Below are 25,921 nucleotides of genomic sequence, written 5' to 3'. Positions count from 1 at the left end.
GTCCTCCTCCGCTCTCATGCCGCGTTCTGCCGCTCGGGCACGAGGTGCCGGCGCGCCAGGTCCGCCACACGCTGGTCGTAGTAGTGGGCGAAGTGGTCGCCGTCGGGATCGCTGTACAGCTCGCCCCGCCGCAGGCCGTCGCACAGCGCCTGCCCGAGGTCGGGATGGGTGACCACGTCGCGCTCGCCGACGTACACCAGCACCGGCTGCGCCACGTCGGCCGTCCATGCGTCCGGCCGCTCCGCGAACAGGGTGCGCATCATGTTGGCGTAGCGGAACAGCGACTGCGGCGTGCGGAACGGCAGGCTGGTCATGTACAGCAGGTAGGGGTCGGTGCTGGTCAGGATGTTGCTGAGCATGCGGCTGTCGCCGGCATCGGTGGCGGCGGCGCCGTAGATCAGCTCGCAGTACTTCTCGGCCATGCGGTGGCTGCCCGCGATCCTGTCGAACAGCGTGCGGATGCCGGTCTCGAAGCGGGTCGCCCGCACGGTGTCGGACGGGGGAATGGACACGCCGGGGTTGAGGAGGACGGCGCCGCGGATGCGCTCCGGGAACGCGGCCATGGCGCGCAGCGAGACCTGCGCTCCACTGCTCCAGCCGACCACGCCCGCCGGCGGCAACCCCAGCGACGTCTGGATGTCGACCAGGTCCTGCGCGTGGGCGAGCGAGCCGCAGTCGTCGGGATCGAAGGCATCCTCCGCGCCCGGCACCCAGCGGCACTCCCAGGTGACGACGTGGAAGTCGCGCTGCAGGCGCTGTGCCAGCGGCCACATGAACTCCGCGGGCATGCCGTAGGCGTTCGCCAGGAACAGCGGCGGAAGCCTGGCGCTGCCGCAGGTGTAGACCTTCAGCGCAGCGCCGTCGCGGGCGAACACGACCTGGCGGCGGAAGCCGGAGCCGCCGGCTTCCTCCTCCTCGAGTTCCTGCATGAACGAGGCCAGGTAGCGGTCGACGTCGTCCCAGTCCACCTGCGGCTGCGGCGGGGCGCTGCGCAGGAAGCGCTTCTCGGCGGCGTAGTAACCGGCGTAGAAGCGGGTGCGCTCGTCGAACAGTTCCTGCAGCGGACCCGCCTCGCCGCTGCGCTCCGCGACAAAGGCCAGCCGGTTGGCGCCGGTCTTGCGGTCGATGGTCGCGATCAGCCGCCCCATGTTCACGCCTTCGGGATTGCTGAGGTGGAAGTACCGCTGCGCCCCGAAACCCTCCGAAGACAGCCGCAGCATGTCGTAGACGCATTCGTCCACGGGCGTCAGGTTGGCGGTCGCACGCTCGGCGCCGACCAGTTCCAGCGGGTGCTTCAGCTTGGCCAGGGTCTCGCGCAGCCGGTGGACCTCCTTCGCGAAGCCGTACACGCCGAAGCGGGTGGTGCCGCTGCGGTGGGTGGCGCGCGGGCCCATGACGATGGTCGGCCGCAGGATGCGGTAGCTCAGCCCGTGCGCCTCGCACAGGTCCGCGACCAGGATCTCCGCGGCATGCTTGCTCTCCTCGTAGGCGTTGTTGTAGCCGCGGTCGCCGGAATGCCGCGCCTCCTCGATCTCGCCCTGCGCCCTGCCCGCGGTGTAGGCGGTGGAGACGTGGAGGAACTCGGCCGGGGCGCCGCCGGCGTCGGCCCCGCACAGCCGGCGGAACAGGTCGAGCATGTTCCGCGTGCCCTCGACGTTGTGCTCGAAGATCTCGCGGCGATGCCGGTCCTCGAACTTCAGGCTGGCCGCGCAGTGCCAGAACTCCCGCGGCGCGGCCGCGTGCAGCCGGGCCAGCGCGTCGGTGTCGAGGCCGCAGTCCGGCCTGGTGATGTCGCCGACGAGCACGTGCAGCCGCTCGTCGAGCTGTGCCCTGGGCAGGGGGCGCTGGTACGAGGCCGCGCACTCGCCGAGATGCGCGTACAGCCGCGCGCGGGCCTGCCGCTCCGTCTCGCCGCGCACGATCGCGTAGACGGCGCCCGGCCATTCGATCCGGTGCAGCAGGAAGTGGCCGCCGAGGAAGCCGGTGGCTCCGGTGAGCAGGATCGGCGGGACCGCGCGCTCGGGCACGAGGGCGCTGGGATCGCGGGTATCGGGACGCTGCACGGTGAACTCTCCTTGTCGGTCGGCATGGCGTCGCGGGGCGCCGCGGCTGCCGCGGGCAGCCGCGGCCGAAGCGCTAGGCCCCGGCGAAGAAGTTGTCGCGGACGCGGCCCAGGGTGGCCGTCTTCGGGATCAGGTCCGGCGTGACGGGGATCTCGCGGTCGATCAGTTCCTCGATGATGAGGATGTACTCGACGAAGTTGATCGAATCGATCAGCTTCCGCTCGAAGAGGTCGGTGTCGTCGTCGATGCGTGCGACGTCGGGATGGCGCTCGAGCAGCCACTCGCGCAGCGTCTCGATGCCGGAGGCCTGGAGGCTCACGGGTTCGCCTCCAGCCGGATGCCCAGTTCCTCCATGAACTTCAGCGGCCGCCTCAGCAGCGCGGCAGCGTGGTGCTCGCGGCGCGCCGGATGCTCAAGCAGCCGGCGGCGCAGCGCGACGCCGCCCCCGATGCCGCTGTCGCGGTACATCGCGGGCTGGTAGAGGGCCTCGATCGAGACCTGGACGAAGCGCTGCAGGTGCGCGACCGCGGCCTCGCGCTCCGCCGGGTCGCTGGCGGCGAACGCGATCTCCTTGCTCTGCGCCAGGACCGCGCGGCCGAAGGTGATGTGCCGCGCCTCGTCCGCGTGGTGGATCTGGTGGATCGCGCGGACGAAGGGCGAGACCCGCTCGTCGCCGCCGGCGACGACGTTGTAGTAGCCGCCGATCTCCTCGAAGATGAAGATCCGCGCGAACAGCAGGAAGAAGGCCATCTCGTGGCCGAAGCGCTCGTCCGCGATGCCGACCTTCTTGCTCGAGTAGATCTTGCCGCCGTAGCGGCGACAGAACTCGCCGAAGAACCAGAGGTGCTTGTTCTCCTCGTCGATGAAGTGGTGGATGTAGGCCTCGATGTCGGGCAGCCCCGGCGCGTAGAGCCGGGCCGACAGCAGGTTGATCAGCTCGCGCTCGCCCTCGACGTTGAGGCTGAAGGCGTTGATGCACTCCCACTTCGACAGCAGCATGAGCTGCCGCTCCGTCAGCGCCTCGGCGTACTCGGTGCCGTGCACGCTCAGAAGCTCCGGCGACAGCCACCACGCCTCGTCGGGAATGGCGTCGGGCCACTCGATCTTCGCGAAGCTGTTGACGTGGCGGTCCCGGGAAAGACGGATCAACTGCTCGACCCGGGACGCGAACACCGGGTCTTCGTCGATCTGCGCGAGTGCCGACGCAGCGGCGGCGGGGGCGACGTTCGGAGACATCCTGGCTCCTTGTCTGCAGGACGGGCCGAGAGCAGGCCCGTCGTGGCTCTTCCTGATGCGGAACGCGGACCGCCGGCACTGCCGCGGGCGTTCCGGCACAGCTCTGACACGGTTCCGTTACGACTTCGAGACAACCGGCAACGGCGGATGGCGCGGTGGGAGCGGCCGAAGGCGGGCCTTCCCGTTGGCCGTCGCTAGGCGACGGCCTCCTCGCGAAGCTCCCGGCGCAGGATCTTGCCCACGTTGCTCTTCGGCAGCTCGCTGCGGAACTCGACGTACTTCGGCTGCTTGTAGCCGGTCAGGTTCTCGCGCGCGTGCGCGCGGACCTGTTCCTCCGTGAGCGCGGGATCCTTCTTCACGATCACGACCTTCACCGCCTCGCCCGACTTCTCGTCCGGCACGCCCACCGCGGCGACCTCGAGCACGCCGGGCATCATGGCGACCACGTCCTCGACCTCGTTCGGGTACACGTTGAACCCCGACACCAGGATCATGTCCTTCTTGCGGTCGACCACGTAGAAGAAGCCCTTCTCGTCCATCCGCGCCATGTCGCCGGTGTGCAGCCAGCCGTCGGCGTCGATGATCCGCGCGGTCTCCTCGGGATGCTGCCAGTAGCCCTTCATCACCTGCGGGCCGCGGATGCACAGCTCGCCGATCTCGCCCGCCGGCAGCGGCCGGCCGTCCTCGCCGAGGATGCAGGCGTCGGTGGACGGAACCGGCAGGCCGATCGAGCCGTTGTACTCCTCCAGGTCCATCGGATTGATGCAGGCAGCGGGCGAGGTCTCGGTGAGGCCGTAGGCCTCCACCAGGGTGCAGCCGGTGACCTGCTTCCAGCGCTCCGCGACGGAGCGCTGCACGGCCGTGCCGCCGCCGAGCGAGAGGCTGAGGTGGGAGAAGTCGAGCTTGTCGAAGCCCGGCGTGTTCAGCAGGCCGTTGAACAGCGTGTTGACGCCGGTGATGGCGGTGAAGGGGACCTTGGAGAGCTCCTTCACGAAACCCGGCATGTCGCGCGGGTTGGTGATCAGGTGGTTGTGGCCGCCGAACTTCATGAAGACCAGGCAGTTCGCCGTCAGCGCGAAGATGTGGTACAGCGGCAACGCGGTGATGATGACTTCCTCGCCCATGCGGGCGTTGGTCCCGATCCAGGTCGAGGCCTGCTGCATGTTCGCCACGAGGTTGCGGTGCGTGAGCATCGCGCCCTTGGACACGCCGGTCGTGCCGCCGGTGTACTGCAGGAAGGCGATGTCGTCCGGCGCGATGTCGACGCTCGGCAGCGCATGCCGCTCGCCGGCGGCGAGCGCATCGCGGAAACGGATGGCGCCGCGGATGTCGTAGTCCGGCACCATCTTCTTCACGTGCTTGAGCACGAAGTTCACGATGGCGCCCTTGGGGAAGGGCAGCAGATCGCCGAGGCCGGTGGTGATGACCTGGGTGACCTGGGTGTCGGCGAGCACCTCCTGAACCGTCCTGCCGAAGTTGTCGAGGACCAGGATCGCACTGGCGCCGGAATCGACGAGCTGGTGCTTGAGCTCGCGCGCGGTGTACATCGGGTTGGTGTTCACCACCGTCAGGCCCGCGCGCAGCACGCCGAAGGTCGCGATCGGGTACTGCAGGCAGTTGGGCATCATGATCGCGACGCGATCGCCCTTCCGGAGCTTCAGCTCGCCGAGCAGGTATGCCGCGAACTGCCGGCTGTAGGCATCGACCTGGGCGTAGGTGATCGACCGCCCCATGTGGGAGAAGGCCGGACGGTCGCGGTACTTCTCCAGCGACGACTGCAGCACCGAGATGATCGAGGGATATTCCCCGGGGTCGATCTGCTGGGGCACGCCCGCCGGGTAACTCGCCAACCATGGACGCTCGAGGACCATCCTGTTCCCTCCACCTGGTTTTTTGCGGCTGCTGAAGTGCAACTCTGCAGTTGTGCCCGGATTCCAGCATAGGCACCCGGCCACCGCAAGGCGCATCGCGGCGGCCCGTCGGACGGGCCCGCGATGTGCGTTCGCACACGCCGCGCGCGCGACCCGCGGCGTGCGCAGGCGATGCCGCGGCCGCCGTACCTGAGGAAGGACGCGCCCGCCCCTCGTACGCGCGACTCGCGCGTCCGATGCGCGGCGCGGATACGCCGAGGCCGCGGGCGACGGGGGCCTCTAACTTTCGTCGGCGGATGGCGTGTCGAGGACCTCGCGCACCTTCGCCGCCAGCTCCTCGACGGTGAAGGGCTTGCCGAGCAGATCGACCGCGTTGCCGAGGACGCCGTTGTGGACGACCGCGTCGCGGGGATAGCCGGTCGTGAAGAGCACCTTGAGGCCGGGCCGTCGCCGGCGCGCTTCGTCCGCGAGCCTGGGGCCGTTGACCTCCGGCATGACGACGTCGGTGAACAGCAGCGCGATGTCCGGGTGCGCCTCCAGTTGCCGCAGCGCGGAGGTCGCGCCATCGGCCTCGAGCACGCGGTAACCAAGCTCGCAGAGCGCGTCCACGCTGAACTGGCGCACGGCCGGCTCGTCCTCCACCACGAGCACGAGCTCCTGCTGTTCCCCCAGCGGCGCGTCGGCCGATGCGTCGTCCGCAGCAGGCTCGCCCTCGGCGACGGACCGGGGCAGGTAGATCTTGACCGTCGTGCCGTAGCCGGGTTCGGAGTAGATCTTCACGTGCCCGCCCGACTGCCTGACGAAGCCGTAGACCTGACTGAGGCCCAGCCCCGTCCCCTTGCCCACGTCCTTCGTGGTGAAGAAGGGATCGAACGCGCGCGCGATCACCTCCGGCGACATGCCCTCGCCGGTGTCCGTCACGGCGATCAGGACGTACTGCCCGGGATTGATGCCGGGATGCGTCGCCGTGTAGCGGGAATCGAGGTGTGCGTTCTGGGTCTCGATGGTGAGCCGCCCGCCCCCGGGCATGGCGTCGCGCGCGTTCACCGCCAGGTTGAGGATCGCGCTCTCGAGCTGGTTCGGATCGGCATGTGCGCGCCACAGGCCGCCGGCGAGCACGGTCTCGAGGCGGATGTCGCCCCCCAGCGAACGCCGGACCAGCTCGGCCATGTTGGCGACGAGCTTGTTGGCATTGATCGGCTGCGGCCGCAGCGGCTGCTGGCGGGAGAACGCGAGCAGGCGCTGGGTCAGCAGTGCCGCCCGTCGCGCGCCTTCGGTCGCCGCGTCGACGTAGCGCCGGGTGCGCGCATCCTCGCTACCGATGCGCCTGGCCAGGAGATCCAGCGAGCCGATCACGACCGCGAGCATGTTGTTGAAGTCGTGCGCGATGCCCCCGGTGAGCTGACCGACCGCCTCCATCTTCTGCGCCTGGCGGAGTGCCTCCTCCACCTGCTCGCGTTCCGCGATGGCGGCGGCGATGCGCGCCTCCAGCGTGCGGTTCAGCTCGCGAAGCTCGTCGTCGGCGCGCCTGCGGGCGGTCACGTCCCGCGCCGTGATCGAGACGCTCGCGACCCGACCGGCCTCGTCGTGGACCGGCGCGACGCTGATCTCGCCGTGCACGGGGGCGCCGTCGCCGTCCACGCCCAGCGGCACCTCGCCGTGGAGAACCTTCCCGTCGCGGCGGGTGTCCTCGATCAGGCGCTCCAGCCAGGCCTGGTGCGCCTGCGGGAACAGCCGCACGACCGGCGTGTGCAGCGCTTCGTCGAGGTCCATCCCGAAAAGGCGCTTCGCGGCCTCGTTCCACGCGATGAGGGCGCCCTGGTCGTCGACCGCGAGGAACGCGTCGGGAGACTGGCTCAGCAGGGTGGCGAGGTAGCGCTCCGAAAGCGCGAGCTGGGAACGCCGGACCTCGGCTTCGGGCGCCCGCGCGGCGGAGAGCTGCCAGTTGATGCGGCTGAGCACCGTGGCCGCCGCGGCGCGCTCGCGCGCGGTGCGGCCGGCTTCGCGCAGGACCCGTGGCAGGCCGTCGGCCTTCTCCGCGTCCAGCGTCCACGCCGACCCCAGGTGCGGCACGAAGGGCAGACCCGCGCGGAAGCGCTCGATCCGCTCCGGCGGCAGGAGGAAGACCACCTGCGAACGCGGGCTCATCCGGCGAAGCCGCCCCGCCGCACTCAGCGGATTCGCGACGGTGCCATCGACGACGATCGCATCCGGGCCCGGCACGCCGATGCACCCGGCGACGGACTCGTCCACCGCGCTGCGCTCGTCCAGGGCGGTGATCTCGAACTCGCCGGCGGCCTCCGCCAGGGCGGCGCTGAACCGGTCGAGGTTCGACCCGTTGCCCACGAACAGCAACCGATAGGGAGCCTGAGCGTGCATGCCGTGGACGCGCTAGAGCAGCGGGAGGTCCAGGACGGACCGGCCGAGCCACGTCTTCAAAAGCTGGGTGCTCGGCGCCATGACGTGCGCGGCCTGCCCGTCGCGCAGCAGCCTGGCGACCGCGCTGTTCTGTCCGTATCCGCGTCCGCCGCTCAGCATCATGGCCTGCTGGGTCACCGTACCGACCATGTCGGCCACGTCGGCCTTGGCCGCGAACAGGGAAAGCGACGCGTCGGGCGCACCGGCATCGCACAGCCGCGCGGCATGGTGGACGAGCTGACGCGTGCGCTGGATCGCGGTCCACATCTCCGCGACCTGGTGCGACAGCACCGGAACCCCGCTCAGGGTCTCCCCCGTGTGCGCGTGGGAGCGCTCCTTGAGGTGCGCGACCGTGAGGTCGAGCGCGGCCTGCGCGATGCCGAGATAGACCGCCGACATCGCGATGATGAAGTAGGGGGCGACGACCTCGAACACGTACCAGATCTGGTCGCCTTCGGAGCCGAGAAGATTGGCGTGGGGTATGCGCGCCCGGTCGAGGCGGAGCCCGCGGGAGCTGTTGCCCCGCATGCCGAAGCCGTGCCAGTCCTGGAGCCATTCGAGCCCGGGCGCGCCCGCCTCCACCGCGAAGCACGTGAACGTGCCCGGATCGAGCTCCGAGCCTGGCGGAACCGCCGAGATCACGTAGGAATCCGCATGCCCGCCGCTGGTGACGAAGCTCTTCTGGCCCTCCAGGACCACCTCCTCGCCATCGCGGGTGAACTTGGCGCGGGGCAGGAAGAAGTGCACGCCGGTGCCCGGCTCGCTGAGCGAGAGCGAGGTGATGTGGCGGCCGGCGGCGATGGGGCGCAGGAAGCGCTCCTCGTGGTACGGGGTGGCCTTGGCCGCGATCACCTTCGCCGCGACGCTGTGCATGCCGAAGCACATGCCGGTCGAGCTGCAGCATCGACCGAGTTCCTCGGTGACGACCGCCAGCGCGAGCAGCCCCTGCCCGTCGCCGCCGAGATGCTCCGGGATGTGCAGCCCCATGAGTCCGGCCTCCGCCAGCGCCCGCATGCCGCGGGCCGGCCAGCGCCCCTCGCGGTCGACCTCGTCGGCATCGGCGGCGAGGACGGTGTTGGCGATCTCCGCGGCGCGCTCGCGCAGGCGGGCCAGCGGTGGGGACAGAGTGTGCATGCCCGCGATCCTACCCGGTGGCGATGACTGACTCCTTCACCTCGCGGGCAACCGGAGGAGGATGCGGCCGGGGCGCCGGCGCGACCGCTGCGGCGGTGGCGACGCCCCGCAACCGCGGGGACCGGGTGTCGAACGCTAGGCGCGCTCCGCTTCGCTCCTGCGGACGTAGGCGACCACCTCCCCGGCCACCACGTCGGGCGCGTCCTCCATCAGGAAATGGCCGGCCCCGTCCACGATCCGCAGGGTCGAGCCAGGAATGTCGGCGTGGAGCCGGTGCGCGTAACGGACGGGCTGCCAGGCGTCCTCCCCGCCCCACAGGATGTGCACCGGCACCCGCAGTGCCGGGAGCGCGGTCGCGAAGTCGGCGGTATGGCGCGCGTCGTAGTGCGCCACCTGGTGGCGGAAGAACGCGGGCTGCCCGACGGGCCCGCTGATGGGCGCGAGGTACCGCTCCAGCAGCTCGCCGCTCATGCGCGCGGGGTCGGCGACGGCGCTCTTGAACTGCCGGGTCATGGTCTCCCGGTGCGCGTCGGGATCCCCCAGCGCATGCTCGATGCAGTTCTCCCGGATCGCACGCCACGTGGGCGACGGCCAGGAGTCGTAGCTGACGCTGTCCGCGATGGTGAGCGAGCGCAGGCGCCGGCCGTCCTCGATCGCCAGGCGCAGGGACAGCGCGCCGCCGATGTCGTGGCCGAACACGTGCGTGCTGTCGAGCTGCCAGTGGTCGAGGAGCGCGCGCAGAACGGGCAGCTGCGCGGCGATGGAGGTGTCCGCGTCCAGCGGACGTTCGGACGCGCCGAAGCCGAGCAGGTCGAACAGGTGCACCCGCAGTCCCGCGTCGACGAAGCGGGGAACCAGACGCCGCCAGATGATCGAATGCGCAGGCGTTCCGTGGACCAGGACGAGCGGCACGCCGCTGCCGTGCACGCCTGTCGCGATGCGATGCCCGTGGACGATCGTGTGGTGGTTCAGCAATGCATCGCTCATGGGCCTGCCCGACGACATCCCGGCTGGTGGTCGGCGATACGGTGCAGGCCGGATCGTCCAGGGCGCGTCATGCCGATGCCGAAGTACGCTCCGACGGATGCGCCCTGCCCGGGATGGCGTTGCATGCCGGATCACGGCCCGCCGCAGCAGCGCGCGCGGCCGGGCGCGGTCGCCCTCATGCGCACGCCTTCGCCCACGCGCGCAGAGGCAGTGACCGCGCGTCGGCAGACACCCGCGCCTCCTGCGGCGGGCGCAGTCACCTCAGGGCCTCCAGTTCGCGTTCCGTTCCCAGAAGGCGACGCTTCTCAGATAGGCATCGCGGTCCAGGGGCACGCCGGAGCCGCCCTCCTCCACGCCGAGGGCGTTGCGCATCATGGTGATCGGCGCCATCGGGATCTCCTCCGGCTCGAGGGTGTAGAGGCAGCCGACGATGCCCCAGTCGGCCTCGATGGGCGCGCCTTCCTTCGCGAGCTGCTCGCGGCTGTAGAGGATCGCGACGAGCCAGCGCGCCACCGGCGGCTCGACGCCCTCGAACCAGCGCACCAGCACCGGCAGCTCCTCGCGCGAGCGCGCCTCGTAGGCGGAACGCAGCAGGTGGCGGTTGTCGTCGGTGATGGGCACGGTGAGGCAGCGCGTCGAGGTCCAGTTGCGGTGCACGTGCAACCGGCAGAACGGCGCGTAGCCGGGCAGCACGCGCTCGGGCGCCTCGGCGTTGAGGCGGCGCTCGAAGTCCTCGGGCGTGCAGTCCTGGATGGCGTTGCCGCGCGGCTCGCGCGGAAAGAGCCGGGTGCGCGCGAACGGGGTGAGGACGATGGACATGCCGTCTCCTCCGCTCAACCCTGCGCCAGCGCGAAATCGATGGCGGCGCGCACCGCGGCCACCTGTGCGGCGTCGCATTCCTCGGGCGTCGTGCGCGGGCTGTCCGGATAGACCTCGGTGGTGGTCACGTAGCGGGCGTCGGTGACGCCGGCGCACAGCCCGAGCCGCTTCACCGGGTAGTTGATGACCCCGTGCGCCGCCACCGGCGCACCGATGATCTCGCCCTTCGCGTCCGCCGGCGCGATGTGGGTGACCGCCTCGACCGCGGCGACGATGGCCTGCTGGAAGGCGGGCTGCGGGTTCTCGCTGTCGCCGACCAGATAGAAGCCGTCGGGGATGCTCCCGGGTTCGAAGGGCCTGCCGTCGCGCGCGGCGAGCGCAGGGCGGAATTCGGTCTCGTCGGTGTCGGTGGTTTCGTGCAGGTCGATGTGGACCAGGACCCGGTCGCGCAGCGGCGCGACCAGACGCATCAGCGCCGCCGATTCCTGCGCCGGGCTGTCGGCACGGAACGAGCGGTTGGGATCGACCGCCTGCGCATTCCAGCGCTGGATGCGCTCGTAGCCCCAGGGGCTCACGCAGGGAGCCACGAGGATGTTGGCGCGTCCGGCATAGTCCGCCGCGTGGCCCGCCGCGAAGCGCAACGCGCCCTGCACGCCGCTGGTCTCGTAGCCGTGCACGCCGCCGGTCACCAGCGCGACCGGCAGGGTCTCGTCCCAGCCCCGGCTGCGGACGGCGAACAGCGGATAGCCCTCGCTGCCGTACTCGATGCGGCCGTACTCCACCACCTCCAGGTGCGCGCGCAGCCGCTCCACGGCCTCCACCACGTCCGTCGCATAGCTGCGCCTGCGCACCTGCCGCGCCAGCCACGCCTCGCGCTCGGCGGCGGTCCAGGGCTGTCCGGGCGTACCGATGGGATAGAAGGCGTCGTTGCGCATCGCGGGCCTCGTACTGGCAGTCGAAAAACCGGCGACTCTAGCACCCGTGGCGAGGGCCGTTGCCGCACCGGCGCGTACGGCGCCGGTGCGGCCGGTTCCGGCTCAGGCCTCCTGCAGGCCCGGCCGGCCGTGCTCCACGACGAAGCTGGCATGCGTCCGCACGGGCGCGTCGGGCACCATCACCCGGTCCAGCACCTTGAGGTCGCCGCGCCACTCGCCGCGGCTCACGTCGCAGACCACGTAGCCGCGGCGGTCGGTGACGGCCTTGAGGTGCGGGTTGAGGGCGCGCACGTTGCGATGGAAGTCGTCGTCCTCGCCGATGCCGTCGGAGCCGGAGGTGATCGAGGTTGCCAGGAACTCGCAGGAGATCGGCTCGCCCTCGCCGGTGTCGTGCAGCAGGTCGCTGGCGAAATGCCGGTGCGCGTCGCCGGACACGGTGACGACGTTCCGCATGCCCGCGTCCTGGATGTGGCCGAGCAGTTGCCGGCGGCTGGCCAGGTAGCCCGACCACTGGTCGGTCGAGTGGATGATCTCGCTGCTGCCGGCGCGGCGCATGGCGAGGTTCGCCAGCCCGACCTGCTGGGCGACGACGTGCCAGCGCCGGCTGTCCGGGCGCAGGCCGTCGTACAGCCAGCGCTCCTGCCGGGCGCCGAGCATGGTGCGGTCCGGCGCCAGCGTCGCCTCGCCCAGCACGCCATCGCGATCGTCGTTGATCTGGTCGCTGCGGTACTGCCGCGTGTCGAGGAAGTGCGCGGTCAGCAGGTCGCCCCAGCTCGCGCGGCGGAACATCTGCATGTGCCCGTTGGACGGCATCGACGACCGGCGCAGCGGCATGTGCTCGTAGTAGGCCTGGAAGGCCGCCGCGCGCCGCAGCAGGAAGAGCTCCGGCGGCGTCCCGTCCTGGTCGCGGTCGGCCGCCCAGTTGTTGTCCACCTCGTGGTCGTCGAAGCTGACGAACCAGGGGGCCGCGGCATGCGCCGCCTGCAGGTCGCGGTCGCCGCGATAGAGCGCGTACCGGCGCCGGTAGTCGTCCAGCGAGTAGGTCTCGCCGCCCACGTGGCGCCGCAGGGGCGAGAACGGCCGCCCGTTCATCAGGCGCTCGCCGGGACCGCGGTCGGCGCCCTCGTAGATGTAGTCGCCGTAGTGGAAGACGAAATCCAGCGGCTCCTCCGCGATCCTGCGCCAGGCGGTGTAATGGCCCTCCTCGTAGTGCTGGCAGCCGGCGACGGCGAAGCGCACCCGGTCCACGCGCGCGCCCGGCGCGGGCAGGGTCGCGCTGCGCCCGACCGGGCTGACCGCGTCGCCGACGGTGAAGCGGTACCAGTAGGGACGGGCGGGATCGAGGTGCTCGACCTCGACGTGCACCGCATGCGCCAGCTCCGGGCGCGCGAGGGCGTCGCCGCTGCGGACCACGCGGCGGAAGGCCTCGTCCTCGGCCACCTCCCATCGCACCGGCATCGGCCGCATGATCATCCCGCCGCCCTGTTCGAGCGGCTCGGGGGCGAGCCGGGTCCACAGGACGAAGCCGTCGGGCAGGGGCTCGCCGGAGGCCACGCCGAGCTGGAAGGGGTCGCGGTCGAAGCGGGGGGCGACCAGGAGGTTGCGCGGCGCCGTCCCGGCGAACGCGGCATGGAAGGGAGCAAGCAGTGCGCTGGCGGTGCCGGCGCCGAGCGCCTGCAGCAGGCGCCGGCGGCTGAGCGTGTCGGACATTGGGATTCTCCCGGAAAAGCGCGCGCCGCCGCCCGCGCGGAGCGGCGGCGCGGGTGCGTCAGAGGGTGTAGATGGCGTGGAAGTAGAGGCCGCGACCGTAGTGGTCGCGCTGGGAGAGCGTTCCGCCGACGTCGCGGGCGTGGAACCACTCCGGATGCGCGCCGAGCAGGTTGTCGACCTCGTACTTGAAGGTCCAGCGGTCCGCCACCTCGTGCCAGAACGACAGGTCCACCGTGGTCGTCGCGCGGACGAACTTGTCGTTCCACGGCGTCGAGCCGATGGAGGTGAGGTAGTCGTCCTGGTAGTTCGCCGACAGCCGCGCGGTGCCCCGGATCGCCGGGATGCGGTAGGTCAGCGTGAGGTTGGCCATCCAGTCGGGCTGATAGAGCATCCGGTCGATGCTGCGCGCGCCGCCGTCGGCGACGTAGTTCATCCGTCCGTCGAGGCGACTGACGTTGAACGAGGCGCCGAGGTTCTCGTGGAAGGCGAAGGCGCGGTTGACCAGCGCGAGTTCCAGGCCCTGGATCCGCGACGCCTCGGCGTTCATCGGCTGCCGGATGCGGTTGAGCAGGCCGTCGGCCTCCTCCTCGGTGGTCAGGGTGAAGATGTCGTCGGCGATGTCCTTGCGGAAGGCCGTCAGCGCGATCAGCGCGTTGCCGCCGGGGAAGTAGTGCTCCAGCGCGAGGTCGTAGTTGTCGGCGCGGCGCGGGTCGAGGTCGGGGTTGCCGCGGGAGATGCTGCAGCCCGTGGTCTCCTCGCCGCAGGTGCGGCTCTCGGCCTGCGCGATGTTGCCCGGCGACGGCCTGCCGATGGTGCGGCTGACCGAGCCGCGCAGCTTCCACGCCTCGCCGAGGTCGTGCACGACGTTGAACGACGGCAACCAGCTGTCGTACTCGCCGCGCGGATGAGCGACCTGGTCGGTCAGCACGCCGTCGAGGGTCAGCGGCGTACGGCCCTCGAACGAGGTGTCGTCGTAGCGCAGGCCGAGGATGTAGCGGGTGGCGTCGGTGGCGTAGTGCAGCGACAGGTAGGCATTGCCGATCTCCTCCTCGTAGGCGTAGTCGGAGATCGTGCTGTGGTGCCGGGTGTTGCCCTCGTGGATCGGCAGGTTGTCGAGGCCGCCGCCGCCCCAGAAGCGGTCGTAGTTCGGCCACGGCACGACCAGTCCGTTGCTGCCGTAGTGCGAGTAGCCGGGGTCGTACATGCCGGCGGTGAAGTCGCTGCCGGTGACGGCGCGGAGGCTGTCCACGTCCTTGTCCATGCGCATCCGGCTCCAGCGCACGCCGGTCTTGAAACCGAGGCCGGTGGCGCCGGGCGAGACGTTGAACGCGTAGTCGGCGCGCAGGTCGAGGACGTTCTGGTGCGCACGCGTGTGGGTCATCTCAGCGGCCTGCAGCACGTAGCTGTTCGCGAGCGGGTCGCCGATGTAGGAGGTGAGCTGCGGCAGCTCGCTCATGCGGTAGGTGAAGTACTGCCCGTCCGGCCGAGCACGCGCAGCCAGGTAGGGCTGCGTGTCCTTGTAGTCCTCCATCGTGTAGCCGGCGCGGAAGGAGAGCGTGGAATCCAGCCCGAGGTGCCAGTCCATGCCGGAGGTCACCCCGCTGGCGGTGCGGTCCCACTGGTTGTAGCGGACCACCGACTGGATGTAGTCCACCTCCACCGTGCCGGTGTCCTGCGTGCGATCGGTGAACCCGTTGTTCAGGCCGATGATGTTGGTGGAGTTCATCGTCGACGACTCGCGCCGGTTGTACATGTAGCCCATCAGGAACGACTCGATGTCGTCCCGCGGCTGCCACTCCAGCTTCAGCGCACCGCCCTTGTTGGTGATGACGTTGCTGTAGTCGCCGTAGGCGAACTTGCCCGTCGAGTTGCGGCCGTCCCAGCCCAGCTCCGGATCGGGCGCAGAGATCGGCCTTCCCTCGGCGTCGAAGTAGGTGCGCGCATCGGTCCAGTTCTTGTTGGAGTTGCGCACGCGGTCCTGGTAGCGCGCGGTGAAGACCAGGCCGAACTGGCCGTCCGCGCCGAAGCGGTCGGCGAAGGCCGTCTTCAGGCCCTTGCCCCAGTGCGACTTGCCCGCCCCGCCGGCGTTCTCGCCGGTCGGCCCCTCGAAGGAGGAGTAGATGCCGTAGCCGTCGACCATGAAGTACGGTCCCGGCGTGGCGAACGCGGAGCGCGAGACGATGTCGATCGCGCCGCCGATGGCGCCCGCATCCTGTTCCGCGGTGAAGGCCTTGAATACGTCGACCCGCTCGGCGATGTCGCTGGGCACGAGCTGCAGGTTGACGCGACGGCTTCCGCCGCCGTTCTCGCCGAGGGTCGCGAGCGCGAGCCCGTCGAGCGTGGTCACGTTGAGGTCGGACGAGATGCCGCGGATGGTGATGTAGCGCGGCTCGTCACCGTCGCCCTCGAAGCTGACGCCGGGCACCTGCACCAGCATCGAGGCAATGGAGTTGTCGCCCGTCGGCGCCTCGATGTCGTCGTAGGTCACGGAGTCGACGATGGTCGCGCTATCGCGCTTCACGTCGACCGGCTGATAGCCGTAGGTGGCCACAACCTGTACCGCATCGAGTCGCGTGGCGTTCCCTGCCGATGCGCTGCCGTCGTCCGCCAAGGCAGCGTTGGTGAAGGCCGTCGACGCCAGTGCGCCGGCGATGGCCCAGGAGAGCTTGTTGCAACTTTTCACGTTCATCGGCCCCAACAAAAAAAAACGCCACCGGACGGTGGCGCGCTGCATCGTATGGAGCGAATGCTTCAGCAGGCTTTCAACGTGGTGACGCGGTGGCCGTGCGCGGCGGAGGAGGGCCACGATTCCGACACGCGGCGCGCATGCCGGACCTGCTGCCATGGGCGCCACGCCCGTCCCTCCATCACCGGAGAACGCCATGTCCGACCGCATCCTCGTCCTCTACGGCTCCTACCGCTCCGAGCGCACGGGCATCCGTCTCGCCAGCTACGCGGTACGCGCGCTGCAGGCCCGCGGTGCCGATGCGGAGCTGATCGATGCCAGGGAGGTCGGGCTGCCGATGCTCGACCGCATGTACAAGGAGTACCCGCCGGGCAAGGCACCCCCGGCGATGGCGTCGCTCGCACGGAAGATCGCGGAGGCCGACGCCTTCGTCTTCGTCGTCGGCGAGTACAACTGGGGCGTGCAGCCGGGCCTGAAGAACCTGACCGATCACTTCCTCGAGGAGTGGCTCCGGCGTCCGGCCGGGATCGTCAGCTACTCCGCCGGGCGCCTGTCCGGCGCACGGGCCAACCTGCTCTGGCACGGCACCCTGTCCGAGATGGGCATGGCCGTGGTGCCCTCGACGGTGGCGGTCGGGCCGATCACCCAGACGCTGGACGCCGAGGGCCAGCCCCTGGGCGATGCGGGCCGCTCGCTGGAGCGCGCCTTCGGCCGTTTCGCGGACGAACTGGCGTGGTGGGCGGAGGCCGCGCGCGCGCAGCGGCAGCGCACCGCGCCACCCTGATGAGCGGGATCCGACGGCGCGCAGGTCAGCCGTGCAGGCGCCGTGGCACGCCTGCTACTCCGACAGGTCTTCCCGTTCGACCCGGGCGGCGATTGCCGCCAGCCTGCGCTGGATGTCGGCCTCCGGCAGCCAGCGTCCGGCGACCATGACGCCCGCGCGGCGCTGCAGATGCGCGATGTCGGCGCGGGGATCGGCCTCCAGCAGGATCAGGTCCGCACGCCGTCCGGGCGCGATGGTGCCGAAGTCGTCGGGCCGGCCCAGCATGCGGGCCGGGTTGCGCGTCCCGGTGACGAGCGCCTCGTAGGGCGTCAGGCCGGCAGCCACCATCATCGCCAGCTCGTGGTGGATGGAGAAGCCCGGCACGTTGAAGAACTGTGGCGCATCCGAGCCCAGCGCGATCGGTGCGCCGCCGTCGTGCAGGACCTTCAGCATCTGCCTGCGCAGGGCGACGAGCCGCTGCGCGGCCTCCGGCTGGAAGTCCTCGCGCGCCGCGAACTCGGTGCGCGAACGGACCCAGCCGTCGCGGACCCGCCTGGGCATGTAGCGCATTTCCGGACGCCCGATCAGCGCCTCGGTGGACTCCGGCGAGGCCAGGTGCTCGACCAGGCTCAGCGTCGGCACGTTCCAGGTGCCGGCGGCGAGGGTGCGTGCGAGCGCCTCGGGCAGGCGTCCGGGATCGGCCAGATGCACCCAGGCGCTTCCGAAGAAGCCGGGGTCGCGCTCCCCCGTGTCCGCGTCCGGCGGGACCAGGAACTCCAGGTAGCGGTCGAAGTGGTCGATCGAGGACTGCCGCGCGTCCAGCGCCGCGACCAGACCCACGCCATCCGGGACGTGCCCGCCGAACGGCATGTCCGCCGCGTGCGCCGCCTGCGCCAGGGCGGGATAGACCTCCGGCGCGACCGTGCCCAGCTTGATCAGGTCGAAACCGGCGCTGCGCGCGGCCGCGACCGCACCCTCGGCGGCCGCGGCATCCGGCACCCGCTCGGGCGTCACCCAGGGGGTGGCGACCGTCAGCTGGGGACCGAGCACCTGGCCGGCGGCGATGCGGTCGCGGAGGTCCGGATGCGAGGCATGACCGGCCATGTTGCGCACCGTCGTCACGCCGTTGGAGACGTACAGGAACAGGACGTCCTCCAGGTACTGCGCATCGTCCGGCCCCGGAACATGGCCGTGCATCTCCGCCAGTCCCGGCATCAGCCAGCGGCCCGCGGCGTCGATACGGTGCGCATCGGCCGGCACCTCGACCTCGCCGTCCGGTCCGACCGCGGCGATGCGGCCGCCACGCACCACCACCGTGTGGTCGGCCAGCTCGCCCTCGCGGTCCATCGGCAGCACGCGTGCCCCGACGAAGGCGACGACGTCGCCCTCGGACGCGGGCTGCGCGGTGGCCGTAGCGCCTGCGCAGAGAACCAAGGCCGCGACGGCGCGGCGCAGGCCACGGATGCGATGCGTGGATCCCCAGGTCATGTCGGTTGCCCTCCCGATGTCGATGGCGTGCATGTACCACACTCGGCTTCAAGGAGACGGCTGCGGCCAGGGCGGGCCGCAATCACGACCTTTCATCGCGATAAAGAGATACCATTCCGACACCCTCGCCCGTGGTGCCGCGATGACCCCGATCAGCTTCGAGTTCTATCCGCCCAAGACCGACGAGCAGCGCGCCCAGCTGGACCGCGCGGCCGGCAGGCTCGCCGCGCACGGCCCGGAGTACGCCAGCGTGACCTTCGGCGCCGGCGGCTCGACGCTGAGCTACACGCCGGAGACCGTGCGGGTACTGCGCGAGCGGCATGGCTTCGACGCGGTGCCGCACCTCTCCTGCGTCGGCGGCACCCGGAGCGAGATCCGCGCACTGCTCGAGCAGTACCGCGACATGGGCTGCCGTCGCGTCGTCGCCCTGCGCGGCGACCTGCCGTCGGGCATGGCGCGCACCGGCGACTTCCGCTACGCCGCGGACCTGGTGGCCTTCATCCGCAGCGAGTTCGACGGCGATTTCCACATCGAGGTCGCGGGCTACCCGGAGACGCATCCGCAGGCCAGCGACGCACTGGCGGACCTGCGCCACTTCAAGGCCAAGGTGGAGGCGGGGGCCGACGGCGCCATCACCCAGTACTTCTACAACGCGGACGCCTACTTCCGCTTCGTGGAGGACGCGCGACGGCTGGGCGTGGAGGTCCCCATCGTTCCCGGCGTGATGCCCATCGCCAACTTCGCGCAGCTCCGCGGCTTCTCCGAGATGTGCGGCGCGGAGATCCCGCGCTGGGTGCTCAAGCGCATGCAGGCGCTGGGCGACGATGCCGGCGCGGTGCGCGAGTTCGCCGCCGACCTGGTGGCTACACTGTGCCGCCGCCTGATCGAGGGCGGCGCGCCCGGTCTCCACTTCTATACGCTCAACCTCGCCCGCCCCACCGGCGCGGTCCTCGCCCGGCTCCTCTAGCCGGCGTGCGGGCCGGGCCGCCGCCAGGACCCGACCGCCGCCATGCGCCTTCCCGCTCCGCCCGTGCTGCTGGGGTTCGCCGCCCTCCTCTGCGGCGACGCGGATGCGCAGGCCATCCACCGCTGCGCCGGACCGGACGGCGTGACCATCTACAGCGACCGCAGCTGCAGCGCGCTCGGCGCGGTGGAACTGCGCGCACCCGCGACCGCGGCCGATGCAGGCACGGCGCGCACGCGTCCGGACGGGAGATCTGCTCCGCCCGGATGCGCGCGACGGCCCAACCAGCTCGCCGCCCAGTTGCGCGCCGCGCTGGACTCCGGCGACGTCAATCGGGTCGCCGGCCTCTACGACTGGACCGGCACCGGCCAGCGCGACGCCGAGCGCCTGATGCACCGCCTGTCGATCCTGGCGCGCGACACGATCGGCAGCGTCGGCCTCGAGGACGCCGCCGGCCTGCCGCTCGACCCCCGTCAGGGCGATGCCGCGACGCCGCCCGCCGGCATCCGCATCGACCGGGTCCCCACGCCGCTGTTCCGCGACCCGGTTCAGCGCTTCCGGCTGGTGCAGCGCGCCGGCTGCTGGTGGGTCCGCTTCTAGCGCCGGCACGCCGGCTGCGTCGGCCGCCGCCCAGCGGCTAGACTCGCGCGCTCCCTCCCGCAGCTTCGACGCGCCATGCAGACCTATCCCGACCACATCTGGCACAACGGCCGCATCAAGCCCTGGGCGGAGGCGACCGTGCACGTCATGGCGCACGGGCTGCACTACGGCTCGTCGGTGTTCGAGGGCGTGCGCTGCTACGACACGCCCCGCGGGCCGGTCGTCTTCCGCATGGCCGACCACAACCGGCGCCTGCTGCAGTCGGCGCACATCCACGACATGCCCGTGCCCTACACCGCCGAGGAGCTCGGGGCGGCGACCCGCGAGGTGCTGCGCGCGAACGGCCTGCGCTCGGCCTACATCCGGCCGGTGGCCTACCGCGGCCTGGGCGGCTTCGGCCTGTCCGCGGACACGCCGGTCGAGGTGGCCGTGGCGGCCTGGCACTGGGGCCCCTACCTCGGTGCGGCGGCGCTGGAATCGGGGATCGATGCCTGCGTTTCGAGCTGGCAGCGCTTCGCGCCGAACACCGTGCCCGCCGGCGCGAAGGCGGGCGGCAACTACCTGTCGGGCCAACTGGTCGCGCGCGAGGCCCGCCGGCTCGGCTTCGGCGAGGGCATCGCGCTGGCGTCCACCGGCCTGCTCAGCGAGGGCGCGGGCGAGAACCTGTTCCTGGTCTTCGGCGACGAACTGCACACGCCCCCGGCCAGCGCCGCCCTGCTCAACGGCATCACCCGGCACACGGTGCGCGTGCTGGCGCAGGAGGCCGGGCTGACCGTGGTCGAGCGCGACCTCCCGCGCGAGTACCTTTACCTCTGCGACGAGCTCTTCATGTGCGGCACGGCGGCCGAGATCACGCCGATCCGCTCCGTCGACGGCAAGCCCATCGGCAACGGCGAACGCGGGCCGGTGACGCGCCGCATCCAGGAGCTGTTCTTCGGGCTGTTCCGCGGCGAGACCAAGGACAAGTGGGGCTGGCTGGAACCGCTGGAGCAGGAATGAGGGAGCGGGCGCAAGAAACGAGGCGTGGCGAGGTGCCCGCCGCGTCTCGCTCTTGCCGGCCCGCTCCCCGGAACTAGCGGAAGCACAGGGTCGCGACCGCGCCGCGCTCGGGGCGCGGGGCGATCGACACGGTCCAGCCGTAGAGCTCGCACAGGCGGGTGACGATCGACAGGCCGATGCCGCCGCCCTTGGTGCCGCCGGATGCGCTGCCGCGATACCCGCGATCGAAGAGATGCGCGGCGTCCTCCTCGGACAGGCCCGGCCCGGTGTCCTCCACGTGCACGCAGTCGCCCTCCAGGCGCACCACGACGCTGCCCTCGGCGGTGTACTTGCAGGCGTTGCCGATGAGATTGCCAAGCGCGACCTGCACCACCGCCTCCGGCGCGTCCACGGCGTGCTCGGTCTGGCCCTCCACGGTGATGCTCACCGGCTTGCGCCCGAGCTGCGCGCGGTTGCTCTCCGCGAGCTGCTCGGCCACCGCGCGCGCGTCGGTCGCCCCGGTGCCGCGCTCGCCGCGCGACAGCATCAGCAGGGCCGCGATCAGGTGGGTGCACTGCTGCTCGGCGCGCTCGATGCGCTCCAGGCGCTGGCGCATCTTGTCCGGCAGGTCGGGGCTGGCGAGCAGCAGTTCGATCGCGCCGCGGATCACCGCCAGCGGCGTGCGCAGCTCGTGGCTGACGTCGGCGTTGAACTCGCGGTCGCGTGTCACGCGCTCGGTCAGGCGCTCGGCGTAGTCGTCGAGCGCGGCGGCCAGCTGGCCGACCTCGTCCTCGGCGAAGTGCGGACTCAGCTTCTCGGGCTGCTCGCGACCGCCGAAGGCCAGCACCCGCCGCGCGAGATCCGCCACCGGGCTCATGACGCGCCCGGCCGACCACAGGCCGATCAGCCAGGCCAGGAGGGTCAGCAGGACGACCGACGCCCCCAGCATGACGAGGAGCTGTTGCTGATCGAGGGCCTGGCGCGCGTAGTTGTACTTGATGAACGCGACCCACTCCCCATCGTGGAGCACGCTCAGCTTGTAGCGCCCTTCACGCCCCTCGTCGGGCGAGTCCGCGGTGTCGTAGACGCCGTCCTGCAGCCCCCGCCACGCCGGATTGATGTTCGGGGAGTCTCTCCGGAAGATGTAGAGCTCGATCAGCTCCGGCGAATACAGCGCCTCCGGCTCGGGATGCTCGCGCTTGAAGTCGAGGAAGTTCCGGGTTTCGTCTTCGAGCCACTCCTCCACCAGCTGCGTCTCGATCCGAGCGCGCAGCACCATCGTCGAGACGGCGAAGATCGCCGTCAGCCCGAAGCCGAGCAGCAGGAAGGACAGGATGATTCGGCTGCGCAGGCGCCGCCGGTAGCGGCGCGGGGCCACGCTGGTGCTACGCGCCATCCGGGTCCGCGATGCGATAGCCGATGCCGTGGCGCGTCTGGATCAACGGCTTGCCGAAAGGCTTGTCCACGGCGGCGCGCAGGCCGTGGATGTGGACGCGCAGGGAGTCGGAATCGGGAAGCTCCTCGCCCCAGACCCGGGTCTCGAGCTCCTGGCGCGTCACCACCGAAGGCGAGGCCTCCATCAGCGCCTGCAGGATCTTGAGCGCCGTCGGGTTGAGCTGGAGCAGCTTCCCCTGGCGACGCACCTCGAGCGTGTCGAGGTTGTACTCGAGGTCGTCGACGTTCAGCACGCGCGGCTGCGCCGCCTTGCCGCGACGGGCCAGCACGTTGAGCCGGACCTCGACCTCCTGCAGCGCGAACGGCTTCACCAGGTAGTCGTCGGCCCCGGCATCGAAGCCGTGCAGCTTGTTGTCGAGCGTGTCGCGCGCGGTGAGCATCAGCACCGGAGTCTGCTTCCGCGCCTCCAGCCGGAGCTTGCGGCAGACCTCGATGCCGTCCATGCCCGGCAGGTTGAGGTCGAGCACGATCGCGTCGAAGTCGTTGACCACGGCCAGGTGCAGGCCGGTCACGCCGTCGGCGGCGAAGTCCACCGTATGCCCGCGGTCTTCCAGGTAGTCGCCCAGGTTCGCGGCGATGTCGGAGTTGTCTTCGATGACGAGGATGCGCATCAGGTCGTGTTCTGCCGAGGATCGAGGAACTATGGCCCGCCGAGGATGAGCAGCGGGTTAGCGAGCCGAGGGTGGCGGCCGTACATGCTCAACGGCCTCCCGGACCGCCCGCCGCGCCGATGCTCTCCACATCGTGCCCGTGCCGGACGAGCCGCCCGTGGTCGTCCCTCGCCTGCTCCGCGGCCCGCCGGCGCTCCGCGAGCGTGTGGCACTCGTTCGTCGGCAGCCACGAGCCGAGCCGGCGCTCCCGGCGGCAGACCATGCGGCTGTCCGCAGCGGCGTTCGCCAGCGTGGTGTTCGCACGTTCCTGGGCATTGAAGAAGGCGACCTTCTCGGCGTCCTGAAGGGCATCAATGGAGCCGCGCGCCTCGAGCAGCGCCTGCATCTCGTCCAGCGCGCGCTCGACCAGGCGGCGCTGGTCCGGCGCCAGTCCGGCATAGCGCGCGTCGCTCGCGAGGTCACGCTCGATCTGCTGCCGGGTGGCGACCAAGTCCTCCGCGGTGCGTGCGCGCATCGGCTCGGCGTGCGCGGGCGCCAGCAGGATCGCCAGGAGAAACGCGGAGAATCGCACCATGGCACCGCTCCTCATGTCGTGGCCCCTCTCAGAGCCCAGGGCCGCCGCTCCCGCACGCCCGGTGCGAAGCATGCCCGGCCGGGGCGACCACAAAAAGGCCCGGAGCCGGCAAGCCCCGGGCCGAAGTACTGCCCCGATTACCGTAATCTGCGATTCCGACGTGGAGTTGCAGGGATGCGGTCCACGGAAGCCTAGGCCCGCGTCGATTAAATCGAAGTTAAATCGGGCTGTGAAGGCCGTTAAGAATTCGTTTTCCGCTTGCTCCGTCTCGGTCTCGGCGGGCAGGCGGCGACGATGTGCTCGATGATGGCGCCGGCCACGTCCACCGCGGTGGCGCTCTCGATACCCTCCAGCCCCGGCGAAGCGTTCACCTCCAGCACCAGGGGGCCGCGTCGTGAGCGCAGCATGTCCACGCCCGCCACGCTGAGGCCCAGGATGGCCGCCGCGCGGACCGCGGTGGCCTCCTCCTCCGGCGTCAGCGCCACCTGTTCGGCGGTCCCGCCGCGGTGCAGGTTGGAGCGGAACTCGCCGATCGGCGCGCTGCGCCGCATGGCCGCGACCACCCGCTCTCCGACGACGAAGCAGCGGAGGTCCGAGCCCTCCGCCTCGGCGATGAACTCCTGGACGATGAAGTTCGCGTACAGGCCGCGCAGCGCCTCCACCACGGACTTGGACGAGGAGGTGCGCTCGGCGAGGATCACGCCGGCGCCCTGCGTGCCCTCGTTGAGCTTGATCACGTGCGGCGGCTCGCCCAGCAGGCGCAGCAGGTCGGCGGTGTCGTCGGGGTTGTCGCCAAAGACCGTCAGCGGCAGGTCGATCCCCTGCGCCGCCAGCAACTGGTGGCAGCGCAGCTTGTCGCGGGCACGCAGCACCGCGTCGGACGGGTTCGGCGTGTAGACGCCCATCAGCTCGAACTGGCGCAGCACGGCCGTCCCGTAGCGTGTGATCGAGGCGCCGATGCGCGGCAGCACCGCGTCGACGTCCGCCAGGGGCACGCCCTTGTAGTGGATGCTGAAACTCCCCGGCTCGATGCGCATGTAGCAGCGCAGGGGGTCGAGGATGCGCACGGTGTGCCCGCGCCGGCGCGCCGCGGCGACGAGGCTCTGGGTCGAGTAGAGCTTGCTGTTGCGCGAGAGGATGGCGAGCTTCATGCCGGCCGCTCCTCCGCAGGGCCTGCCACGGTCCACGAACGTGCGGGATCGACGAGGAACAGCCCGGACAGCGCGGTCCGCCCGACCAGCATGGGAAAGCTCATGTTGTGGCGATTGCTCAGGTTGATCTCGGCGGGGAAAGCCTGCCCGCCGAGCATGACGGTGGTGCGCACGAAGATGCGCAGGGTGCGGTGACCGCCGGAGTCGGTCACGGTGCGGCGGTCCAGGACGTCGGCCTCCGCGACCACCAGCCGCGCGTCCTCCTCGCCGGTCCGCAGCCGGAACCGGACGCGCTCGCGACCGTCGACGTGGAAGGTCTCCAGGCCGTCCACGTGCAGGGCGGAAGAGCGCGCACCGGTGTCGATCTTGGCGCGCACCGCCGGGATGCCGAAGTCGGGAAGCCCCACCCATTCGCGCCAGCCGAGCACTCTGCGCTCACCCATGGGTCGTGTCCGGAAGCTGGCGGGGAAGATGAAGGACTGCGCAGATGAAAACGGCGGCCGTGAGGCCGCCGTGATCCGGATTCTGGAGCGGGTGAAGGGAATCGAATTTGACCCCTAAGTGGTTGAGTTAAAACGATTCTCTTGAGTACCCGCGCTCGATATGGACTATCGACTGGACTAGTTTAAACCACCTGCCAAAAACCGGGCAACGCACTCGTCCGGCGAGAACTAGCCACGGCTACAGACAGCTATGTTCGACACAGGCTCGACGACACCTGCCGAGCGTCGCTGGCTTCATGCCGAAGCCCCTCTTAGAAGCTCTGCTACTGGCTGCAGAGTAAAGCGTTACTTGTTCCACGTCTGCCCTCAACACAATTCCCATTTGGTCTATCAGCAGACTGGGCAAGTCTGCTCATCCGAATTTGGCCCAGTTCCGAGCCTCCGCTCAAGACGAACGGGACTGTGTAACTGACCTGATAGACCGGCAAGAGAACAACGCATGCGTAACGGGTCTTGTCACGGCTCGCCGCCGACATGACCCTCGCGTACATGACAGTGGTGTGACTGGCCGCCTGTCGCTCCTGGGGCTCAGCGCCAGCATCCACCATAGCGGCCAGCCCCCGCCAGCCCTGGCAATGGCTCGGTCGTAGGCAATTCACATCCTACTGCCAGCGGGGTTGAGTGCAACCCCTTCGGCGCGGTTGATCGCGATCCGTCCGGCAGCGTGGCTCGACATCGAACCACGTCGAGTTGCGATCTTCTACGCACCGCCCGATGGCTGGGCACTGAGGAGTCTTCGATGAGGTAGCGGCGGCTGGGAGACAGCGACATGCAAAGGACTTCATTGTCGGCCGTGTACTACCGGCCCATCGACGCTGCTATCCGATGGGCCGGGCTGTTCCGGTTTAGGGACGAGATCCTGGCAACCGTACGATCACGGAGGTTGCCAGCGACTCTGGATTGCCCTCGTTGCAAGGGTTCACCCCCGTTTTCACGGACACTTACGAGAAGGCCGATCAAGGCCATGAGGAGTGT

Annotated in this window: 21 protein-coding genes; 4 read left to right on the top strand and 17 right to left on the bottom strand. The window is 70.4% G+C overall.

Annotated elements, in window-relative coordinates:
• Positions 1-14: 14 nt before the first annotated feature.
• The 11 genes from ACFO3Q_RS05660 to ACFO3Q_RS05610 all read right to left on the bottom strand — a co-directional run bounded on the left by ACFO3Q_RS05660 (position 15) and on the right by ACFO3Q_RS05610 (position 15,862).
• Positions 15-2,063: an alpha/beta fold hydrolase gene (locus ACFO3Q_RS05660; protein ID WP_377003663.1), complete on the bottom strand. Its 2,049-nt coding sequence runs from the start codon at positions 2,061-2,063 to the stop codon at positions 15-17.
• Between the two features lie 73 nt (positions 2,064-2,136).
• Positions 2,137-2,382 (bottom strand): hypothetical protein, encoded by a 246-nt coding sequence (locus ACFO3Q_RS05655; protein ID WP_377003662.1) that lies wholly within the window; start codon positions 2,380-2,382, stop codon positions 2,137-2,139.
• Entirely contained in the window at positions 2,379-3,299 is a 921-nt protein-coding gene (locus tag ACFO3Q_RS05650; protein ID WP_377003661.1) for a diiron oxygenase, read from the bottom strand. Before ACFO3Q_RS05650 ends, ACFO3Q_RS05655 begins: the two co-directional genes overlap by 4 nt.
• Positions 3,300-3,493: 194 nt before the next feature.
• Complete coding sequence (locus ACFO3Q_RS05645; protein ID WP_377003660.1) at positions 3,494-5,170, bottom strand: long-chain fatty acid--CoA ligase; 1,677 nt, start codon at positions 5,168-5,170, stop codon at positions 3,494-3,496.
• A 279-nt stretch (positions 5,171-5,449) separates the two neighbouring features.
• On the bottom strand, positions 5,450-7,549 hold the full coding sequence (locus ACFO3Q_RS05640) for a hybrid sensor histidine kinase/response regulator (RefSeq protein WP_377003659.1): 2,100 nt from the start codon (positions 7,547-7,549) through the stop codon (positions 5,450-5,452).
• A 12-nt stretch (positions 7,550-7,561) separates the two neighbouring features.
• The gene (locus ACFO3Q_RS05635) at positions 7,562-8,722 is read right to left on the bottom strand and encodes an acyl-CoA dehydrogenase family protein (RefSeq protein WP_377003658.1); all 1,161 of its coding nucleotides are present in this window, start codon (positions 8,720-8,722) and stop codon (positions 7,562-7,564) included.
• Between the two features lie 135 nt (positions 8,723-8,857).
• Positions 8,858-9,709, bottom strand: coding sequence for an alpha/beta fold hydrolase (locus ACFO3Q_RS05630; protein WP_377003657.1), 852 nt, complete (start codon positions 9,707-9,709; stop codon positions 8,858-8,860).
• Between the two features lie 261 nt (positions 9,710-9,970).
• Positions 9,971-10,528, bottom strand: coding sequence for a DUF3228 family protein (locus ACFO3Q_RS05625; RefSeq protein ID WP_377003656.1), 558 nt, complete (start codon positions 10,526-10,528; stop codon positions 9,971-9,973).
• A gap of 14 nt (positions 10,529-10,542) precedes the next feature.
• Positions 10,543-11,463 carry a M14 family metallopeptidase gene (locus ACFO3Q_RS05620; RefSeq protein ID WP_377003655.1) on the bottom strand — a complete coding sequence of 307 codons (921 nt, stop codon included), beginning with the start codon at positions 11,461-11,463 and terminating at the stop codon, positions 10,543-10,545.
• A 102-nt stretch (positions 11,464-11,565) separates the two neighbouring features.
• Complete coding sequence (locus tag ACFO3Q_RS05615) at positions 11,566-13,173, bottom strand: alkaline phosphatase D family protein (protein WP_377003654.1); 1,608 nt, start codon at positions 13,171-13,173, stop codon at positions 11,566-11,568.
• 58 nt (positions 13,174-13,231) lie between these two features.
• Positions 13,232-15,862, bottom strand: a complete 2,631-nt coding sequence (locus ACFO3Q_RS05610) for a TonB-dependent receptor (protein WP_377003653.1) — start codon at positions 15,860-15,862, stop codon at positions 13,232-13,234.
• A 193-nt stretch (positions 15,863-16,055) separates the two neighbouring features.
• Here ACFO3Q_RS05610 and ACFO3Q_RS05605 point away from each other — a divergent pair, with 193 nt between their 5' ends.
• Positions 16,056-16,643: an NADPH-dependent FMN reductase gene (locus ACFO3Q_RS05605; RefSeq protein ID WP_377003652.1), complete on the top strand. Its 588-nt coding sequence runs from the start codon at positions 16,056-16,058 to the stop codon at positions 16,641-16,643.
• Positions 16,644-16,697: 54 nt separating this feature from the next.
• Here ACFO3Q_RS05605 and ACFO3Q_RS05600 read toward each other — a convergent pair whose 3' ends face one another.
• Positions 16,698-18,110: an amidohydrolase family protein gene (locus ACFO3Q_RS05600; protein ID WP_377003651.1), complete on the bottom strand. Its 1,413-nt coding sequence runs from the start codon at positions 18,108-18,110 to the stop codon at positions 16,698-16,700.
• A 142-nt stretch (positions 18,111-18,252) separates the two neighbouring features.
• Here ACFO3Q_RS05600 and metF point away from each other — a divergent pair, with 142 nt between their 5' ends.
• The 3 genes from metF (at position 18,253) to ACFO3Q_RS05585 (ending at position 20,673) form a co-directional block, all read left to right on the top strand.
• Positions 18,253-19,077, top strand: coding sequence for a methylenetetrahydrofolate reductase [NAD(P)H] (metF, locus tag ACFO3Q_RS05595; RefSeq protein WP_377003650.1), 825 nt, complete (start codon positions 18,253-18,255; stop codon positions 19,075-19,077).
• 42 nt (positions 19,078-19,119) lie between these two features.
• Positions 19,120-19,674: a hypothetical protein gene (locus ACFO3Q_RS05590; protein ID WP_377003649.1), complete on the top strand. Its 555-nt coding sequence runs from the start codon at positions 19,120-19,122 to the stop codon at positions 19,672-19,674.
• A 75-nt stretch (positions 19,675-19,749) separates the two neighbouring features.
• Positions 19,750-20,673: a branched-chain amino acid transaminase gene (locus tag ACFO3Q_RS05585; protein ID WP_377003648.1), complete on the top strand. Its 924-nt coding sequence runs from the start codon at positions 19,750-19,752 to the stop codon at positions 20,671-20,673.
• A gap of 73 nt (positions 20,674-20,746) precedes the next feature.
• On the opposite strand, the gene ACFO3Q_RS05580 is transcribed toward ACFO3Q_RS05585, so the two are convergent.
• From ACFO3Q_RS05580 to ACFO3Q_RS05560, 5 genes are all read right to left on the bottom strand, one after another.
• Positions 20,747-22,048, bottom strand: coding sequence for a sensor histidine kinase (locus tag ACFO3Q_RS05580; protein ID WP_377003647.1), 1,302 nt, complete (start codon positions 22,046-22,048; stop codon positions 20,747-20,749).
• A complete protein-coding gene (locus tag ACFO3Q_RS05575; RefSeq protein WP_377003646.1) occupies positions 22,038-22,718 on the bottom strand; it encodes a response regulator transcription factor in 681 nt (226 codons plus the stop codon). The genes ACFO3Q_RS05580 and ACFO3Q_RS05575 overlap by 11 nt, the downstream gene beginning before the upstream one ends.
• An 88-nt stretch (positions 22,719-22,806) precedes the next feature.
• Positions 22,807-23,292 (bottom strand): hypothetical protein, encoded by a 486-nt coding sequence (locus tag ACFO3Q_RS05570; RefSeq protein ID WP_377003645.1) that lies wholly within the window; start codon positions 23,290-23,292, stop codon positions 22,807-22,809.
• A 239-nt stretch (positions 23,293-23,531) separates the two neighbouring features.
• Positions 23,532-24,443 (bottom strand): 30S ribosomal protein S6--L-glutamate ligase, encoded by a 912-nt coding sequence (rimK, locus tag ACFO3Q_RS05565; RefSeq protein WP_377003644.1) that lies wholly within the window; start codon positions 24,441-24,443, stop codon positions 23,532-23,534.
• Positions 24,440-24,886, bottom strand: a complete 447-nt coding sequence (locus tag ACFO3Q_RS05560) for an ATP-dependent zinc protease family protein (RefSeq protein WP_377003643.1) — start codon at positions 24,884-24,886, stop codon at positions 24,440-24,442. Before ACFO3Q_RS05560 ends, rimK begins: the two co-directional genes overlap by 4 nt.
• Positions 24,887-25,921: the final 1,035 nt, after the last annotated feature.

The sequence above is a fragment of the Coralloluteibacterium thermophilum genome (genome assembly GCF_042654365.1).
GTDB lineage: Bacteria > Pseudomonadota > Gammaproteobacteria > Xanthomonadales > Xanthomonadaceae > Coralloluteibacterium > Coralloluteibacterium thermophilum.
This window is presented reverse-complemented; position numbering and strand designations above follow the sequence as displayed.